Genomic DNA, 20,507 nt, shown 5'->3' with positions numbered 1-20,507 from the left:
TACTGGAGGACGATAGCTTTTTCTGAAGTTTAAGCGTGTTACGTGCCAGTAAGTTTTCTACATTTAGTTGTGCCCACAAAAATATTAACTCATGGGTCTGTAAACAAAGATTTGCATCATTAAGAGCCGCATATAGCAGCTCTTTTTTGTCCTGAACTTGGAAAGTGGCGACAGGACTTGAAGCGCTCAGAGGGTTACGAGGACTCGCTTCAGATAAATGAAGAAAGATCGAACCGAAGTATTTTATTGCCGATTTGACTGCATATACCGTTGCCATTCCGTTGTTAATTCAGCTTTTTCTTTTCTCGCTGCAATTAGCATTTCTATATTAACGTCAGTGTTTGGGTGCTTTTGAATGTATCGCTCGTAATCAACCGGAATACCATTAATGTGCAGTTCAAGGTGTAAATGCGGCCCTGTTGTTCTTCCTGTGTTACCCGTTTTTCCTATCACTTGTCCTCGGCTGATCTTCTCGCCAACGTGGACGTTGCGTTGAGATAAGTGTAGGTAGCGTGATACCGCACCACTTGTGTGGCGGATATTAATGTAGTTGCCCGCAAAACGGTTGTAACGAGACTTTAAAACGATACCATCAGCAATACTACGAATCGGTGTACCTACTGGTGTTGCATAGTCAGTGCCTAAGTGCGGAGTCGTTATATTAGTTACTGGGTGTGTTCGTTTTAAGTCATAGCCAGAGCTTACTCTGTAGCTTTTATCAAAGGGGTCTGAAAATCGGAGTTTATTTTTTATTGACACGCCATGTTCATCAAATATGTTACCTTTCCCATCATTGATAATAAATAAATCGGTTTTACTACCTAAATAGTAAAAAGAACTAATATAGGTTTCATTTCTACTATTTAACTTAGTTCTTAAGATAAAATGGTCATCTCTCTTAACTGAATCAATAATATTAAAGTTACTTTTAATAAGGGCCAATAGCAAATTAATCTCTTTTTGACTTATCCCTGATTTTAACAATGAAGCGACAAACGAGTACTCAACCACACCTATGGTGATTTTTTGTCTAAGAGTACCCACCTCAAAAGGCGTTTGAACTCCCTCATTCTTGAACTCCAAAGGCTTAACGGTAGGCAGTCTATCCATGGGAGTGAGGATGTGGTGAGAAAGCGACACGCCAATAAAAATGAGTAAGGCAATGGTGAGAAGGGTTGCGGTAGGAGTTCGCATACTCCTTTTTATTATCAAAATAGTCATTAGTTTTGGTGGTTTATCAAGGCTGACAGTTGTGCGTAGAGTATAATATTTTAAATAAAACCTAGCATTAAAGTATGGCTAATTCCTCCGTTTTAACTAAGTGAATAATTATAGGTGATGATTTTAATTTAATAATTTAGTAAAAGTGACGGTTGGCCTGGTGTTTTTGGCTTTTTAAATGGTGTTATTGTCATGTTGAGAAAATATTTTACAATAATATAATCTCGGCAAAATATATTTTGCCAAATTACTATGTTCGCTAAAAATACGCTGAAATTAACATTAGGTCTTACGCTTACATCTCTTTTATTGAGTGCATGTGGTGGTGGTGATGGAGGAGACAACACACCTCCAGCTAGAAGCAAAGGAAGCATTTCCGGTATGGTTTTTGACGCCCCTGTAAATGGCGCAAAGATTGAGGTTTTCGAGTTCAAAAATGGAAACTTAGGCCGGAAGTTGGCTAACACGACGTCTGATGCGTTCGGAAACTATCTGCTAGAGTTTGAATCGTCTTCAATGCCTCTTTTTGTTGTTGCAAAAGAGGGGAGTTATACCGACCCGTTTACGAATGAAACGGTATCAGTGAGCAATGCGAAGACACTTAAATTTGAAGGTGTTGTGAACTTTAAAGAGGGGAGTGAGCAAAAGTTAATGCTTACTCCGCTGTCGAACTTGGCAGCAGGCTTGGCAAAGTACAAAATTTCTCAAGGATCCACAGATGAGAGTGCCTTTTCAACTGCTTTGGATAGTATCAATAGCATGTATGGGTTTGACGTAAATGAGACCAAACCTATTGATATAACCAAAGGTGGGCAAAGCAGTTTTGCTAGTGCTGGGCATCAATACGGCGCTTTATTAACTGCATACTCGTCTTACTCTTACGATCTTATAAAAAAATACGGCAACAGCGATAACGTCTACACTTCAATGCATTTCGCTGACATCCAATATAGGGATGTTATTGCAGATGGTGTTCTTGATGGTCTTGAAGTGAGCCAGACTTCAGGAGCAGTGACTCCCCTCAGCTTTGGACAGAAAAAGATAAATAGCGACATTTATACACGTGATTTATCTCAGCATGTTCTGATCGTGGTAAACGATCCAAGTGTCAATATCTCTGGTACTGATGCCGCAGACTATGTCGACTTTAGTAAGAAGCTTAATGACTTAGGTACATATGGCAGTACTGATGGCGTCATTCCACCGCGAGATGGTACGGATATCGATACAGATGCGCCAATAGTTACTCGTACGGACAGTGATGTGCTCGCTGGCACCGATAAAGTTGATCTAAAGATTGTTGATGCTATCGGTGTAGAAGACGTATCCGCCTTTATTCAGTATCAGGTTAATGGCTCTTGGTCTGGTGAATTTCAATGTAACGACATACAAGATTTTGGAAGCACATTCTGTTCGGTTGAATTTGATGATTTTGAAGTTGGCCTTCGAGAGACCAACGTTAAAGTTAACATTAATACCAAAGAGATCGATAGTGTGGATATGAACCCTGCCACAGGGCTCTCAAACGTAACAGCAGCACGATTAGTCTTATATACAGCGGATGTATTGGGTAATGAGTTAATTCCAGGCAGCCATTCGGGTCTTCATATCAACTTTGAATGGGATAACGATGCGCCTGTTATTGATATTACATCGGCGAGTGCAATTAATAATCAACTTAAAGAGTATGTTCTGAAAGGGGTTGTAAAAGAAAGCTCGCAAGAGATAAGTTCGGTCAGTATTTCATTTAAAGATGGCTTACATGAGGACGTCACATGTTCTCCTGTCACTGTAGAGTCTGGAAATGCTTGTGAGTTTAGCAAGGCTTACCCAACTGATGAATTCCTATCTACGACGGTCTTTGAGGTTCGAGCGAAGGATAGCAAAGGTAATACGGGCACCGCTCAGCATGCAGTAAGTCGTGACGATCAAGCGCCAGCACAAACGATTACTTATCCTGAAGGTGCGTCAATGACGTACGTAAATGTCGGTTTAGATGGTGAACGAACCACTTACGATGGTATCTACTCTCAAGATACGTATACCCCAGACAATGTTCAAGCAAGCCGCGATTTCCTAAAGATTGACTATGCGTACGCAAGTATAGGGATTCAGAACTCATTAAAAGGGATAGATTTTAGTAACTTCAACGCTAATTTATTGAAAGAGAATAAAATCCCTTATGTTCGTGTGAAAGTATCAGACGTAAATACCGATACGGTTTTAGGCTCCAACGCTAATAAGCTTAAGCTCGTCGTCAAGTACTACGTAAGCCAAAACAACGATAACAACTACTCACTTCAGCAAGTTATTGATACAACTGCATCAGATGACGATTACATCGCAAAAATTCCGCACGAAACGCTGTTAGACAGTAATGGGCGTGTAGAGGATGTCATCTATTACATTCCATTTGTAAGAGATATTTTGGGTGACAGCTTTAAATCGGTATCAGAAAACAGTAGTCAGAAGTTAGTCATTCAAACCGTCGATGAGTCTGATAACGAAAGCACTCCAAGAGAAGTATATTTTAGAAGTAGCTTTGATCTGCCAACTATAAAAGTGGTGACACCATTTATTGGTGCGCGAGCTCAACTTGAAGGGTTGAGTCCAAATGGTGAATTCACTTCACTTGCGAGTTGTACCACTATCCAACAATTGGAAAGTGACCAATCAATGGCTCTTGACGTCGCGAGTTGTGAAACCACAACTGATGTTGTGAATTATGACTTCATGCGTGTTCGTTTAATTGGTATCGAGGGCAGCGAGCCATACTACTATCAATGGAAAAGAGATCCAGGAACCAAAAAAGTAACGGTTGATTTAAACAAGGCCAATATTGGCGTGTACTTTAAGCTCAATGGCTCTCAGACTTACTATATTACTGAACTATCGACATATCAGACTAGCTTGTTTGATTTCCAGTGGGATCAAGTCACTGCCGGAGAGAAAACTTCTGAGCGTGCGATTCAAATTCTTGATGAGGTGCGCTACGCGTTATCAGGCACGAACAACAACTCATTCTTTGGGTTTGATCCAACGGTTGTGCCTTATGCAACTAACGAAATGCTTGCTACTAAAGCGATTCCAGAAAAGCCATCAAACGATTATCTACACCGATTTCTTGTCGAAGCCATCGATAGTATTGCTCAAGGAATGCCGAGAAATAACTCATTAGATTTTGCCTCCGCTATTTACGATGATTTGAGCTTTGATGGAAAAGCGAATGGTATTGGTGTTGGTGGACGTCAGGTTATGCTCGATTCTTATCAATTCGGTTCCGATACTTATCGAAAGGATTTAGCGCAATCGTATTACGAAATCATGGCGAGCAAATACGGTATTGAGACCAATATCGCGCAGCTCTATGCTGATGATATTTCGATGGCTAATCCTAACTTAAATGGTAAGAACATTTTTGATACAGAGGGTAGCAGTATCGATATCTTGCCTCCACAGCCAAAATTAACGATTGAAAGCGGTCGAGAGACGATGGTTGGCAATAGGCTTTATATTGCTGGTGAAGTTGTTTCTAAAATTATCCTAGACGATCCTTCTGGTATTGTAGAAACCGACGCTTATGGTCCGAAGTTTAGCACGATGTGGTATCAAGCCAGTGAGCCAAACATTGAAATACCGCTGGACATTAACATTGTAGAGAACCCTGGCAACAGCAATGCTTATCGAAAAGAGTACCTCTTTACCCTTAACTCTCAGTCTAGTGAACTAAAAGATATTGTAGAGTTTGCTGTGGAAACCAGTGCCATGGACCCACATGGTAATGCGTATGGTTACGATGGCAAAGATCCGTTCATAGAAACGGTATTTATTGATAATGATTTCCCTAAAACGAGTTACCTCCCACCTAATGATGTCGATGGTAAACCTGTAGAAGACGGTATTTATTTAAATGCCAAAAATACCCATGAATTGACCTTCAAGGTTGAAGACGTTGTGGGTGACAAGCTTTCTTCAAGAGGTCTTGTTTTCTACCAGCAAACGGGTGAAAAAGTCACATACACACCAGAGGACTTTGCGAATAACTCGAAAGACGCCTTTAAAGTCAAATTATGTACGGGGGAGCTTTGTTCAAATCAAGGCGCGACGATTTACCCGGGTGATGGTGATTGGCTAGTCGTTGCAGCGGCAGAGGATAATTTAGGTAACTCCGTTTCAGAGTTAACTAGCACGGCTCCGAGATTCAATATTCGTATCGACTCTGAAGCTCCTATTGTAAAAAGTGAGCAGGTCCAAAGCCGTTTAGGCGGTAACAACCAATGGACACCTGTCATTGATTGGGGGACGTTAAGCCCCGGCAATAATGTAAAAATAGATCTTCGCCGAGGGTCTGGTCAGGCACTGACATTAGAAAGCTGTGACCCTCTAACAGAGACGTGTGACGTACCATACCTAGTTGGTGAACAACCTGACGTCAAAGTCCAACTGGTTTCAAAAGCATTTGATTACGATGAATGGAATGAATTTTATGTCACTGCGACGGACAACGCTTACCCTGCCAATGTTAGTACAACAGGGAAATTCACATTCCAAGTCGATAACAAAGGTCCAGAAATCATCCTAAATACGCCTTGGGTTGAAGACACATTGTCCAAAGAGAACTATGTTGTCGGGCGTGAGTTCAACGTGCGATTTAAATCTGTAATAGACGATTCAGACATTGAGCAAGTCTCTCTATATCAGAATGGTAAAGATTCGCCAATTAAGACAATTGTGCCAACGGATTCATCTAAAGAGTTTGTAATGTCTCTCATTAAGAGTGACACAGATAAAATAGACATTTCTGAAGATGAAAAAACGACGTCACTGTATGTAAAAGCAACCGATATTTACGGTTTTGAATCTAGTTCTAACACGAGCAAGGTTATTCTTGATCGTGATGGGCCAACATTAGGGTTAAGTGGTTTCAATGCGAATGACTACTACTTAGGAAACTATGTCTTTGACCTAACGGCGTTAGACCTAAATGCCAACGGTGATGTTTCAATTAATGGCGTAAATCGAGAAAGCCTAGAGTATTGGACGTTTAGCTATCTTGAGCCATTACCTGGATCTCCAGGTAAAAAAATCAATGAAGATCTCAAAGTGAGCCTTGGTGATTTAGGTACGGGTACACACAAGGTTCGTTTAAAAGGGTCTGATGTTCGTGGCAACACAACCTTAACCAGTGGTGAGCAAGATTTTACCGTTAAAGTGTACAATTCCATCCCGCAGGTAACGCTAGCGATGAGTTACACGGATGGAACGCCAATTACAAACAACACCATCTATCAAGATGGAAATATCGTACTTACGCTTGATATTGTTGATGATAGTGGCGTTGATCGAATTGACTCAACGTATAGATTTTCTGGAGAGCAAAACGGGACTAACTTTACGTTCTCAGAAACCGCAGATGGCACTTGGACGGCAACGCTGCTTTCTACACAAATTGCCAAAGATGGTAACTATGAACTTGATATAAAGGTTTACAACAAAGTTCGTTACCTTGACGAAAAAGACAGAAAGGTTGGAAAAGTAAACCAAACCTTTAGCGTACAGCGTGAAGGCGTGGTTCTCTCGGTTGCAAGTCCGCTGGACTTCCAAAACTACTTATCTGATGGTGTTCTTGATGTCACCTTTACTACATTGAGTGCGGTCAAAGCCAAAACGTTAGAGTGTTGGGTTCGTGAAGAGTACAACTCTCTAGATGCACCACCAACTAATGAGCAACCAACTTCTGGTGTTATCAACGTATCGCAAGAACCTTACAGTTGTAGTGTCAATGTTGGGCAAAACATGACGAAAGCACCTGTCACTTTGATCACTAAAACCTTGGGTACAAATGGGCGTGAAACGATCAACAAGTTCAATTTTTCGATGGTGGATATTGATGCACCAACAGTCGTTGATGGTAACTCATACAGTTTTAAAGGAAGTGATGTTTGGTTTGATGAAGCTTTGAAGAAGAAGATGCTCACATTTGAGCTCTCTTTCAATGATGCTTTGTCAGGCGTGAATACTGAAAGTTCAGATAAATATCCAAAGTTGGTTCGTAATCTTGGCAACAAAGCTTATACACCAACGACCTGTGCCAAAGGTGTTGGAAATATCAAGTGTACGTATTCTGAATCCTACGCCGATATTATTGATGGCCTGAGTACAACTCAAGAATACAAAATCAAGAACGTATCTGATTTAGCAGGAAACTTGACGCCAGAGCATGATCTGCTGCTTGAATTACCTAAAGGTTCGGTAGTCGTTGAAATTACTGATCCGGTTGGAAACACAACCATTAATGGTCAGCAGCTTGTCGCTAAATTCAGAATTAAGTTGTATGAAAACTCTAGGCTAGACAATGTGATGGCCAGATTTGGAACGGAATCCTACAACTATAAAGATAATCCGGAGAAGTTTGCGCAATTGGAAGTGTGTGCAGATGACCCAACCTACAAGTGTTCAACATTTACGAGTGAACTTCCTAGCGATGCTGATGGAAAAACGATCAGGACAATTATTACCGCAACGGATGTGTGGTCGAGAGTCGGTGAAGCGACCGTTGATATTAAAGTTGACAACACACCTCCAAGTGTTGGCGATGAGATTATCGTAACCGAATCGCCAACAAATCCTGATAATGTTCGTTTTCGTTTTGATATAACGGACACTGGTAGCAGCCTCGCAAAAGTAAACTACTCGGTTTTAAACCCGAGTTATCAAGAAGAAAGAGTAGAGGATGGGAATGGTTCATCTACGTACTTTGAACTACCGAAATCTCAGTTAGAGGGGCGTGGTTCAATCACAGTAGACATCAAAGCGACAGATAGCGTCGGACTGTATTCTGATATCAGAAAAGTCATTGATATTAGTGTTCCTAAAGTCACAGTTGATTTCGATGGAATTACGAGTTTGCAGGGTGGGAAACTGTTTTTAACCAAGGCGAGCCAGCCGTTTACGGTATCTACGGTGGAAGGAGAAAGAGTGAAAGCTTCACAATATTCTGTGGAGCTTATTCCAAGCCTCGGTGATTCCTTGCGTTACTCAGGTGATGTTATCTCATCTAGTGGTAATGGAATGATGAACTTTGCCGTCGATAACCAAGGGGTATATACCCTTAAGGTGACGGTGACGGACTCAGTTGGAAGAGAGAATACAAGCTTTGAATTACTAGGCAAAAGTTATGATGGACAAGTTATCGAGTCTATTGTTGATTATGACGTTCCAAGTATTTCTGGCTTAAGTGCTAATCAAATCTCTAAGATACCGACAAACGATAAGTATCAGCTAGAAATTAGTGCATACATTACAGATAAAAATTTAAATCTCGTCACGTCAAAAGCGGTGAGTGGTGGCAGCACTGTGGCTCCTCAAGCGATTACTGAGCCGACAACCGAAGCGGGGCCTTATGTCATAAGCTATTTGTTACCTAAAGGCGATCATACGATCACGGTGGCAGCAACAGACAAGGTGGATAACAATAGTGAAAGTTCTATTGACGCGCATGTGGAAGCGGCAACCGTTCCCGGGCTAAGTATCTCTACCGCCTCAAGCGCCCCTCTTTTTGGAGGCGAAGAGATTACGCTCGCGTTTAACTTTACAGAAGAAGTTACGAACTTTGATATCTCAGATGTCCATCTTGTCGCTAGTGATAGCGGTGCAACAGGAACGTTAAAACAAGATACTTGGTCGACTTCAGACAATATTACGTGGACGGTTAACTATGTCAGCCCAGAAAAACAAGATAAAAATATCACTATTCAGGTAGAAGACAATAGCTATCAAAGTACCAACACAATTCCTGGAAAAGGAAGCAGCTTAAGTATCGCGGTTGAAGGAACCTTACCAAAACTGACCAATGTGACATTTAACCCCGAGCACCAGAGTGTGGGGCAAAGCGTGAGTGTCTCGCTTGAGTTTGATAAAGAGCTCCAAGAGGCGACCGCTATGCTTGGCGGCAATCGCATCAGTTCTCTGTCCGCAACGGCAGATAAAAAGGTCTGGGTTGGTGATGTACAAGTTCCGAGCACCACGCTGTTAAGTGTCGACTTGGTTGTTAGTCAGTTTAAAGATTTGACTGGTAACATAGGGAAGGATAACACCGCTCACGAATTACCTATCACGCCGACCTTAGCCATCACTCCAGTGGGCAGTGTGGATGAAACGCATGCCGCCACGTTACAATTCGAAGGTACGTCAACACGTTTTGACGGACAGTCCCTGCGTCTTGAAGTGAAAGCCCAAGGCAGCGCTGCCGTATTGAAAAGCAGCAGTGCAACAGTACAAGCCGGTGGCATTTGGACCAGTGACGCGATTGATATGAGTCATCAAACCAATGGCACTTACACCGTGATTGTGACAGGGACGAACTCAGCGGGTATTGAAGTGAGTGAAAGCCAGAGCTTTACACTCGCGCAATCTCTGCCAACCTTGACTAACGTGACGTTTACTCCTGAGCACCAAGTCATCGGCCAAAGCGTGACGGTAACGCTGGAATTCGATAAAGATCTGCAATCCGCCGCGGCGGAGTTAGGTGGCACGACGATCACCTCATTAGTGGCAACAGCGGACCCAAGCGTTTGGACTGGTGATGTGGTGGTACCAAGCACGTCAGAGCTCAATGTGGCGTTGCTGGTTAGTGACTACCAAGACTTATCAGGGAATACCGGTAGCCAGAATACGGCTTACTCCATGCCTATCACGCCGACCTTAGCCATCACTCCAGTGGGCAGTGTGAATGAAATGCAAGCCGCCACGTTACAATTCGAAGGTACGTCAACACGTTTTGACGGACAGTCCCTGCGTCTTGAAGTGAAAGCCCAAGGCAGCGCGACGGTATTGAAAAGCAGCAGTGCGACGGTACAAGCTGGTGGCACTTGGACCAGTGACGCAATGAACATGAGTCACCAAACCAACGGCACTTACACCGTGATTGTGACAGGGACGAACTCAGTTGGCATTGAAGTGAGTGAAAGCCAGAGCTTTACATTGGCGCAATCTCTGCCAACGTTGACTAACGTGACGTTTACGCCGGAGCACCAAGCCATCGGCCAAAGCGTGACGGTGACGCTGGAATTCGATAAAGATCTGCAATCCGCCGCGGCGGCGTTAGGTGGTACAACGATCACTTCATTAATGCCAACCGCGGACCCAAGCGTTTGGACTGGTGATGTGGTGGTACCAAGTACGTCAGAGCTCAATGTGGCGTTGCTGGTTCGTGACTACCAAGACTTATTAGGGAATACAGGTAGCCAGAACACAGCCTACTCTATGCCGATCACGCCGACCTTAGCCATCACTCCAGTGGGCAGTGTGGATGAAACGCAAGCCGCCAAGTTACAATTCGAAGGCACGTCGACACGCTTTGACGGCCAGTCCCTGCGTCTTGAAGTGAAAGCCCAAGGCAGCGCGACGGTATTGAAAAGCAGCAGTGCGACAGTACAAGCCGGTGGCTCTTGGACCAGTGACGTAATTGATATGAGTCACCAAACCAATGGCACTTATACCGTGACTGTGACAGGGACGAACTCAGTGGGTATTGAAGTGAGTGAAAGCCAGAGCTTTACATTGGCGCAATCTCTGCCAACGTTGACTAACGTGACGTTTACGCCTGAGCACCAAGCCATCGGCCAAAGCGTGACGGTGACGCTGGAATTCGATAAAGATTTGCAATCCGCCGCTGCGGAGTTAGGTGGTACCACGATCACCTCATTAGTGGCAACCGGGGATCCAAGCGTTTGGACTGGTGATGTGGTGGTACCAAGTACGTCAGAGCTCAATGTGGCGTTGCTGGTTCGTGACTACCAAGACTTATCAGGAAATACCGGTAGCCAGAACACGGCTTACTCCATGCCGATCACGCCGACCTTAGCTATTACGCCGGTGGGCAGTGTGAATGAAATGCAAGCCGCCACGCTACAATTCGAAGGTACGTCGACACGTTTTGACGGTCAGTCCTTGCGTCTTGAAGTGAAAGCCCAAGGCAGCGCGACGGTATTGAAAAGCAGCAGCGCGACAGTACAAGCCGGTGGCACTTGGATCAGTGACGCGATTGATATGAGTCACCAAACCAACGGTACTTATACTGTGATGGTGACGGGGACGAACTCTGCGGGCATTGAAGTGAGTGAAAGCCAGAGCTTTACACTCGCGCAATCCCTACCAATGCTGACTAACGTGACGTTTACGCCTGAGCACCAATCTATCGGCCAAAGCGTGACGGTGACGCTGGAATTCGATAAAGATCTGCAATCCGCCGCGGCAGAGTTAGGTGGCACAACGATCACTTCATTAGTGGCAACCGCGGACCCAAGTGTTTGGACTGGTGATGTGGTGGTACCAAGCACGTCAGAGCTCAATGTGGCGTTGCTGGTTCGTGACTACCAAGACTTATCAGGGAATACAGGTAGCCAGAACACGACTTACTCCTTGCCAATCACACCAACAATACATCTAGATGCTATCAACGATGTTACTGGAGTGGAAAGCGTGACAGTAAGTGGTAGCAGTGAACGGTTTGAAGATGGTGAGTATATAGATATCAAAGCAGTCGACGCTGATGGTACAGAGGCTACAGGCATGGCAACCGTATTTTCAGACTCATGGACAATTGACTTAGATCTTTCAGGACTGAAAGACGGGGCGGTGACGATTTATGTGAATGGTACCAACAAGCTGTCTGCCTCTGCTGAAGAGGCTCAAGCAACATTTAACTATGATCGTTACGCAAGTACGGCCTCTTTAGGAGCTGTCTATAACCGATATTTTGGCGAGAACAGAACCTTTAAAGATGCCGCATAAATAAAGCGAGCGTTTAGCTCGCTTTATTTATTTGGGACTTTTTGTGATATTTATCAAAATAATTGCCTTTATTGATAAGTTACTCGAATTAATGAATCGTCTTAATACAAGGCTGAATATCTATAATAACTAGGCCAATGTTGCTTTTAGGTGTGTATGACGTGATTGTGATGGTCGCTCGGTAGATGCTGTGGTGAATGTGTCGCGTTGAAAATCTTTTTAAATATTATATATTTACGCTCGTTTCTATACTCTGAGTATAGTGTTCTGCATGAGGTCGATGGGTAATACCTCGTCTCTTTAACTCGCGATGAAGCAAATTTAATCCTAGCAAGCTTCAGAGCAGTTACTTTTGTGAGTGCGTAATGCGCTCACCTTTTTATTTAAACTTCCTCAGTAACAGTCAATTTGTTGTTTGTTGCTGAGGAGGGCATCTCATCAGCTTCTGACTTTCCGAGCGCTTACCTCAAGCTCACGTTATTACGATTTTTGTTAACTTCAGTCCATAAATTAAATTTTTTTAGAGAGTAAGATTTTACCATTTTGACAAATCGGGTGATGTTACTGGCTTTCATTGTGGTTAAATCGCATGTTTTGATAGTAAAAATCACCATTTGTTTGGTGTTTTTGAATTCGGGTAATTTTTCTATCTCGTTGAAAATCAATGGCTAAGTAAGTAGGATACGCAGACCAAATCGTACCAGTAAGCCTTATCAGCTTAAACGTCACCGCAACCATATTTACGATGTTGGTTGTGGAGAATTCAAATGCATTTAGTTTGCAAATTTATACCTAGCTCGAAGCTATCCTCCAACGAGCTATCTTATGTTCTTACACCGGACGAGTGTATAGGACAGCTTTCGCGTTTGCGAAATTCAGATGACATCCTTAGAAACCTCCCTAAAGAATTGGCGCAAAAGATTTCCATCTCTGCCAAAAAAACGACCAGCGCATTGCTAGCTGCTATAAGAATCGAATTGGGGAAAGGCAATTGGGTGTCATTATCTACCGTTGCTCGTCGGTCGCCATTGACGGACTCTCAGCTGCAAAGCTTCCCTAGACTTAAATCACTCGTTGACTCTGTATCTGCTTCGAATGAAAGCAAAGCTTTTAAAGCAGGATACAAGCAGGTTACTGACGATGTTGCTCTAGTTCGCCGTTACACGCATGTACCTTCTGAGCCAAGCCCAGACCAAAAAATTGTTGTCGAGTTTGCGGGACAGTGGTCTAGTAATGCAGCATGTTTGATGTTGGGAAAAACCGACGCTCAAAAAGAAAAAGTGACTGTAGGCAAGGCTGATACCGAGAACAAACACCGTAGCCTTGCCACGTTTAAAGATCTGGATGCTGAAGGCAAAACGCTTTATATCAAAATCCCTTGCTCTGACCAGCCTCAGCCAATCTTGCTTAAACTCGCCGAAGACTTGCAACCCGTTGATAAAGAAACTCAGATGGATGAGTGGGATAACGTGTTGGTGCCTGTGAGACCATTGGCTTACTTAGATGGCAGCAACGACAAAGCAAAAGCTTCTGACCTGCGTGGTGGTTTCCTTTATGTGTTTTGGAAAGGGAAGCTTTGGCGAGAGATGGCTATCACCGAGAAAGGTTACTACCAAGATGTTGACGTCGAGTATTACCGTACCCTAGAGCAAGAAGAAAAGAAAAAGGACACACATCAGGTAATACAAAGAAGCGCAAGCGGTTTTGCCATGGCGCATTTTTGGGCACCTTACAAAATATCGGGTGAAGTCCAGCAGGGAGAAAATGGACTCAAGATCATTTTCTCACCAAAGCAAAAGCGCTTTGCTCAAATTGAAGCATTAGAATCGGATGCTGCTTTGCTAGAGAAATCCAGCACGCCATTAGATGAATTAAGCAGTTACAGTGACGCGCAGTCATTCAGTGCACGAGAATTCACCTCCGATGTAGACAGTGCCGCCATCCACAAAGTTACCGAGGATGACATGCCATGGCTGAGTGACCAGCAAGCCATAGTACGTAGTTATGACCAGAGTAATACGGTCATCGCTTATGTGGATGGAAAAAACAGTGGCCTATTATTCCGGGTGGATGTTGGTACGTCTGGCATCACCGCTTTGAATTCACTCTATGTAATCGATCACAATAGCGATTATAAAGACGTCTTTGATTTAGAGTTTTATGAAGGGGAAGACCACGACTGGCAGCAAGCGCTGTTAAGTGGGCTACCATCGGACGGGGTCTTTACTATGTCCCTGGTACATGACCAAGACCCAGACAGTCGTCACGTACTTTTTGATCGGGTCGCTTACAACGATTTATTTGTTGAACCTGAGAGCGCTACTGAACGTTCGCCCGAAGCTCAGCCAAACGATAAGCCTAAAGATATGACTGCAGCAGAAAAACAACGCTTTGAGTCATTAGTGCTGGATTGGTCGTTGTAACCTAAATAGAAAATGGATTAAGAATGAAAAAGAAAATATTACTCGGCTTGGGTTTGACGACTGTTGTTGTTGCGGGTGTTGGTTACATTATTGCTAAGCCGTATTTTGATGAGAAAGCTCGAATAGAGAGCATGGCAGACCGCCTAGATTTGTACAAAGGTAAAACGGATACTTGGCTTTACCAGTACGATTTTGAAATACCGGATAACCCAAATGTTGCAGATTGGAATACTGAAAATGTGACACTCCCTCAGGTCCTGTTTACTATCGAAAACCGAGAAGATAAATCCAAGGTCAGTTACTGGGTATTAAATATTGATGGTACTAACCCTCAATTGCTGATCCCTGAAGGGATATTGCCTCCCCCGCCTAATACTGGGATTGATTATGCTAAATATATGTCACGATCGCCAAACGGCCGCTATCTTGTTGTCCCTCAGAAAGATAGTACCGTGCTGTATGATCTAGATAATGGCGAAATAACTAACATTAGTGAGGAGTCTGGCTCAACTCGTCACGACATCATGTGGGATACAGACAGCACACAAGTTGTTGTGAAAAAAAGAGATGAGCTTCTTCTGGTTAAGCTAGACACCAAAGAGGTAGTGAAATTTACTGATGTAAATGGTTCATACGCACGTTACATGACCTCTTTTGCCAAGCCTTATATGAGCCAGTCAGAGCAAGCGATCTATTTGAGTTTTAATTCGAGTTTGGCGGGGTTTGGCTGTGGGTGGGAGAATGACGAATACCTTGAAACTTTTGGGGAGAGCGATGTACCCAAATGCGGTAATACATTCGTGTTTGATGCAAAAACCTTAAAACTGGTCGATCGCGGTGACTTTACTCCGGATAGCTACGATTGTAATGTCTGGGGCGGAAAGTATGGAGATGGTTTTTATTGCCTTGGAGGTGCGGCATACCGCTCGGGAAGGCCCTCTGAAAAAATAGGCGATTTCCCTGCTACAGTGGATTTGTTGGCTTTTAACGGTAGTGATATGTGGTTCGTCCCTGTTCACGGTCGAAACATAACCCGCGTATTACACCAGCCCACCGATAATAGCCCTACTACAGAAATGATATATGGGTTCGTAGGTTTTAGAGATGGAGAACGAGTTAAAAAATCCGCCTATGGCTTTGGCTTTAGCCGTAATGTGATTGAGCATAAAGAAGCGGATAATTGGAGCGAGTCACTCTATCCGCTACCAAGTTATGCTGACATCGAAAAAGCAAGAACCGTTCTAGAGGAGCGTAATCATGGCTAGGGCTAAGATTGAACAGCACTCTCTCTACTTGATGGGACAATTGGTCGGACCAGGCGGGGAGGCCATTACTGGCAACGGGCTCTATCCATTGCCCGGTTTTGCGTTAGCCCTTCCAGAGTTAACAGTTGGTCAAGCTGTGGATGGTAGCAATAGTAAGAATGCGTCACCACTATACTTCAGTGATTCATCAGGTCGGCTACAAGGTTGGAATACCAAGGTTCAATCAGTTAAAGAGCTTGATGGGAATAAGCTTTCTTCTTCACCACTAACGATTTCTAGCACGACAGATAAGCTAAAACCCGTCTATATCCCACCTTACTTAATTCCCGCTGCGGTTATGTCTGAAGATACTGCTTGGACGGAACGCTTAGCAGCCTTGGCCAAGGATGTTGTAAGTTCTAGTGATGAAAGCATTGAAGTTGGCGTAGTAACTAACAGAGATATTGAACAGGACCAAAAGCTAAGCAAAGACCCTGCCGAGAGGCGATTTTTAGCGCCCGAATTAGCCGAGTTTTTTATCCATAAAGCTGAAGCAGCAGAGGCGCAGTTTGGGCAAAATAAAGGCGCGTATAAACGCCTGTATGAAAAAATTTATAGCAAAAACTATAATCATAATTTTTATTATCTGCGTATTCCTCAAGTTTGGACCATCAATTTATTCTTCTCTGCCGACTATTTTGAGGGAGCAGAAGTTACTTTGTCCGGACAACCAGAAAACTTGATCATCCAAGGGGATGCTAAGGATATAGGCAATAAAATCACTAGCCGAGTAAGGCCGGTTACATACTTTGATATTGCTAATCAGGCCAGTGACTCTGACGTTGCAAAGGAAGTAACCCAATATGTCGCCACATTCTGGATAACTGGCGGTCATCTGGATGAGGATGATCAAATCAAGCAATTAGTCCGCTTTGATATAGATTTAGAGGGAATTAAGCGATATTGGGATGCATTACTTAAACCTTCAGATAGCCAGATGGCTCAGGTTGCTAAGTTAAATATCCCAAACAATTGTTACTCATTATCTGAGCAAGTCTTACACCTGCCTATTTATTCAATAGCAGGGCGCAGCATCATCCTTTCTGGTGATCCCATCTCTGTTGAGGAGTCACTGTTCCAACATGCGCCAGAAACATTTAAAGGCTGGCTCGATTGGAGTAAAAATCTCCCCTATACAAGCGAAAACAAACCTGCTACTGGTGTGCAACCGTCGATTAATATTCTAAATTCCATCGGTAACTATAAAGCCGTTATCGAGGCTTCAGCGTCTGGCGTGATGGATCCATTCAGTATGACGACGGTTCATAAAGCATTTAGCGCAGGTTTGAATCGAGAGCAAGCTGAAGATAAGCTCTTAAATGCTTTAAAACTCGCGGTCGGTATTGATGCAAAAGCAAAGGGTTTCTTAGATTTTGCGCAAAAGCTGAAGCCACCGGCTCAAGATACGCTTGGATCTGTTGAAGATTTAGCAAAAGCACTTAACTGGTCAAATCACTTTGGGAGCGCGTTACCGAGCGTTTATACAATTCCACCAGCGTTACAGCATTTTTGGCATAAGGTGGACGATAAGATCGTAACTCCTTTAAAGCCCGCCGTTCGGGCTATTGAATATGCACTTGATAAGCCTTTTGGCTTTGCTGAGTTTGTTTCTAGCGGTCTTGAAATTCCGAAAGGTATCGAGAATTCCGAGGCGGCGTTTAATGCCTATATTGATAAGTCGAAGGAATATGGCCAGAAAACACAATCGGTAATATCAACACTTTTATTGAGCGATGAAAAAGATCGTCAGGCACTGCTTGAGTCTGAAGCGGAACATAAAAAAGCGCTCCTTGAAGCATTCTCTGATAAAAGTGTAAGTCATAAAGTGCTGTTAAATGGTAGGCCGCTGTTAGAGAAAAAACGGGCAAAAGAAGGTGAGGCAAGCTATCTCACGCTGTTTTTTGAATTTGATAGCGCAAATGATGAACTTACCAATTCTGATAAGAAGCTCGTTTCTAAAGTGGCTGAATATCTGCGTAATACAGAATCAGAAATGTTGCTGAACATTGAAGGATATACGTGTGATATTGGCTCGGTGGAATACAACACTAAACTGTCGAAAAAACGTGCTTCGGCGCTGAAATCATCAATTTTAGAAGATCTTGGCACTGATGCTATTAAGTGGGACCATCGAATATCTGCGCTTGGTAAAGGCGTTTATGCCGATAATGATACGAGTAATAGGCGCTTAAGTCGTCGAGCGGAGATGAAGTTCTACCTCAACTCTGCTTTTGAATATCCTGCTTGTAGAAGTTGGCTGCTAGCTCTGGAGAAAAATCGACAGAAAGCGGTTTTAGCAGAGATGAAAGTCCATGAGGAAATTTGGAAATTTTCCGGCCAAGCCTTTGATATTGCATTAGGCTTTGCTGCGCCAATGCTTGGTCCAGGTGCTGCGTTAGCATATGGGTTGTATTGGTCAGGTGAAACCTTGGTTTCTACTTTGGATGGTGCAGCCAAAATTCTTAATAAAGAATTAGAAGAATACAAAGAGAAGCAGAAACGTTTTTCTGAATTTGATGTGGTAGGACAGGCGTTACTGTATCGAGGTTTACCTGCGTTCGATGAACTGAGTGTTGTTGGCAAGGCATATATAAAACGCGCTATAGCGCTCAATGGGCTGCTGCGATTGCTTCTACTTGAATCTCAAATAAAAGAAGAGAATAAAACAACTAATTACGTTTCGGAATATTACGCGGTTAATCACTTGACGTCTGGGCAAAGAGATCTTGATATTGAAGGCTATATAAAGACCTATCTTTTAAGTGATGAATGGGATTTGGGGGGAACTTGGCTTCCTTCTTTCCACCTTGATGAAGCGTGGCTAGAAACAAAGAATATTTACCGTAGTGCTTCGGAAAGTGTGCTGAGTTTTGCTGCAATGACGAGTTACGTAACATACCGAGCGAAGCAATCTCAGACTGGGATAAAAGCGCTTGAACAATCGCAGGTATATCAAAAATTCTGTCCTATACATACTATTGCGGACCCTAGTTTAACTAAGCTTAGATCTCTATTAAAAGCGCCAGATTTATCTAAGCTTGATGACTCCATGTTTGCTGGGCATATGGTTTCCGTAAAAGTCAATGACGAGTGGCTCCCACTCGAAGACAGGGTTAACAGCGGTGAAGCTATTACGCCGACTATGCCAATTAGAGTACTTATTATTCTTGATATGAAGGACGAAACGCTGACCAAGTTCAAAGAAGAAGGTTTGCTTAATCTTGTGCCTGTGGGTGTTAGACCTGTGAGGCAAAATAGGTTCTTTGATGATTTTGGCTCTTACACTACTGAGTATGTTCGTGAAATTGCACTGGAATCACTAGTTGAAACTGAGAGGGCGTATTTAACAGAGAAGCAAATGTTAGAGACAGATACGACACTATACGGTGTTGTTGTAAGTCCTACTTATTACTTTGGATGCAACATCATGAGTGGCATCAAGCCTATTGCAGATGACTACGGTAGCAAAGAATGGAAGTCGGTGTTTGGTCAGGTAGATGAACAACACTCAGCGTCTTATGTGATGCGTTACCTTTTAGAAGTTGGTGTGCCTAACGTTGCTAAAACAGAAACAAAGCTAACATATAAAAGAGAGCTCGTATTTAAAACACAAGATGGTGAGGAGCTAACTTCTAGTACGAATAAGGCTTCCATCTTTAATTTAACAATGTCGAAAGAGCATGAATTCTTATATGAGAAAACCTTCTTAGCAAGAGCAGGGAAAAAAGCAGTAGAGTATCCAGAATTATTCTCAGATGCTAAGGCAAACTTGTACATTTATGATGCTAGCGTTAAGAGCCTCATTCCCGGAAGTGAGCACGACGACATAATGGAAGCGCTCGGCTGGACAAAAAAACAGCCATCCTATGATCCTTCGGCTCAAGCCTCCAAGCTGCTACTTATTGTCAGCACTAAATCGGTTGCTAATGTGGAGATAACTCTTGAGCAAGGGGGGGTTGACACTCACCGTTTACCAGTGGATATTCGTTTGAAAGCAAACGACGCAAGAGGTCGCTACAGTTTTGAGCATCAAGATGTTGATCTGTATCCACTAGGAAAGGTCGAAGTGAATCTCGTGAAAAAAGAGGTCTTATTCAAACCTAAGTCGGTTCCGCAAAACTTGACTGACATTTCGAAGCATCTTTCGAGCAATATAAGTAAGCTTGTAGACGACATGGTAGTCAAGGAAGGAGGGATATTCGATTTATCACCAAACTTTGTTGACACTGATCTCTATGCAGTCGAGATTTCACTGAAGTACACTAATGCAACTGGGAAAGAGATGGCTGGCTTGCGCCCGTTTATCCCTAGTGAAAACGAAAAGCCATATATCATGCTCGATATCGATGGGAAAGCAGGCTTATCTTTAAACGCTTCATCACAGAAGCTTCCAGTACGAGCTATAAATACAACGGCGCCAACCTTGTTCAACTCACGAGAGATCCACTACAACCCAAAGTGGTATGAGATGAGTAAAAAGGAGTTTAAAGCTATTTCTGAATATACTGCGGGAACGACTGACGATGCTGATTCCAATTTGGCAAATTCAACTCGTAGCAAGATGTCCCACAAAGCTACTCCGTTGAGTGTTTGGATGAATGCAGAGCCTGTAATGAAAGACTACTCTGTCGCTAGGGATCTTCCATTATCTGCGCAACGAGAGCAAATACTTAAAAAGTGGTTACTTGATGGAAAATAAAAAACCGCCTTCGGGCGGTTTTTCTTTTCTTATGACTTCATACTGAATTTAGAATTTTCTTTTTAA

Annotated in this window: 5 protein-coding genes; 4 read left to right on the top strand and 1 reads right to left on the bottom strand. The window is 43.2% G+C overall.

Going from position 1 to position 20,507, the window contains the following annotated elements:
* Nucleotides 1–243 precede the first annotated feature (243 nt).
* Nucleotides 244–1,221 (bottom strand): M23 family metallopeptidase, encoded by a 978-nt coding sequence (locus ACHFJ9_RS02600; RefSeq protein ID WP_395355116.1) that lies wholly within the window; start codon nt 1,219–1,221, stop codon nt 244–246.
* 381 nt (nt 1,222–1,602) lie between these two features.
* On the opposite strand from ACHFJ9_RS02600, the gene ACHFJ9_RS02595 reads away from it, so the two are divergent.
* From ACHFJ9_RS02595 to ACHFJ9_RS02580, 4 genes are all read left to right on the top strand, one after another.
* Nucleotides 1,603–12,015, top strand: coding sequence for a tandem large repeat (locus tag ACHFJ9_RS02595; RefSeq protein ID WP_395355114.1), 10,413 nt, complete (start codon nt 1,603–1,605; stop codon nt 12,013–12,015).
* A 767-nt stretch (nt 12,016–12,782) separates the two neighbouring features.
* Nucleotides 12,783–14,438: a hypothetical protein gene (locus ACHFJ9_RS02590; RefSeq protein WP_395355112.1), complete on the top strand. Its 1,656-nt coding sequence runs from the start codon at nt 12,783–12,785 to the stop codon at nt 14,436–14,438.
* Between the two features lie 23 nt (nt 14,439–14,461).
* Complete coding sequence (locus tag ACHFJ9_RS02585) at nt 14,462–15,703, top strand: hypothetical protein (RefSeq protein WP_109169806.1); 1,242 nt, start codon at nt 14,462–14,464, stop codon at nt 15,701–15,703.
* On the top strand, nt 15,696–20,441 hold the full coding sequence (locus tag ACHFJ9_RS02580) for an OmpA family protein (protein ID WP_395355110.1): 4,746 nt from the start codon (nt 15,696–15,698) through the stop codon (nt 20,439–20,441). The genes ACHFJ9_RS02585 and ACHFJ9_RS02580 overlap by 8 nt, the downstream gene beginning before the upstream one ends.
* Nucleotides 20,442–20,507: the final 66 nt, after the last annotated feature.

Source organism: Vibrio sp. D3, assembly GCF_043995865.1.
In the GTDB taxonomy this organism is placed as follows: Bacteria; Pseudomonadota; Gammaproteobacteria; order Enterobacterales; family Vibrionaceae; genus Vibrio; species Vibrio diabolicus.
This window is presented reverse-complemented; position numbering and strand designations above follow the sequence as displayed.

Excerpts from the sequence above, each read along its gene's own strand:
- ACHFJ9_RS02600 (WP_395355116.1), bottom strand. The coding sequence starts at position 1,221 with ATGACTATTTTGATAATAAAAAGGAGTATGCGAACTCCTACCGCAACC.
- ACHFJ9_RS02595 (WP_395355114.1), top strand. The coding sequence starts at position 1,603 with ATGGTTTTTGACGCCCCTGTAAATGGCGCAAAGATTGAGGTTTTCGAG.
- ACHFJ9_RS02590 (WP_395355112.1), top strand. The coding sequence starts at position 12,783 with ATGCATTTAGTTTGCAAATTTATACCTAGCTCGAAGCTATCCTCCAAC.
- ACHFJ9_RS02585 (WP_109169806.1), top strand. The coding sequence starts at position 14,462 with ATGAAAAAGAAAATATTACTCGGCTTGGGTTTGACGACTGTTGTTGTT.
- ACHFJ9_RS02580 (WP_395355110.1), top strand. The coding sequence starts at position 15,696 with ATGGCTAGGGCTAAGATTGAACAGCACTCTCTCTACTTGATGGGACAA.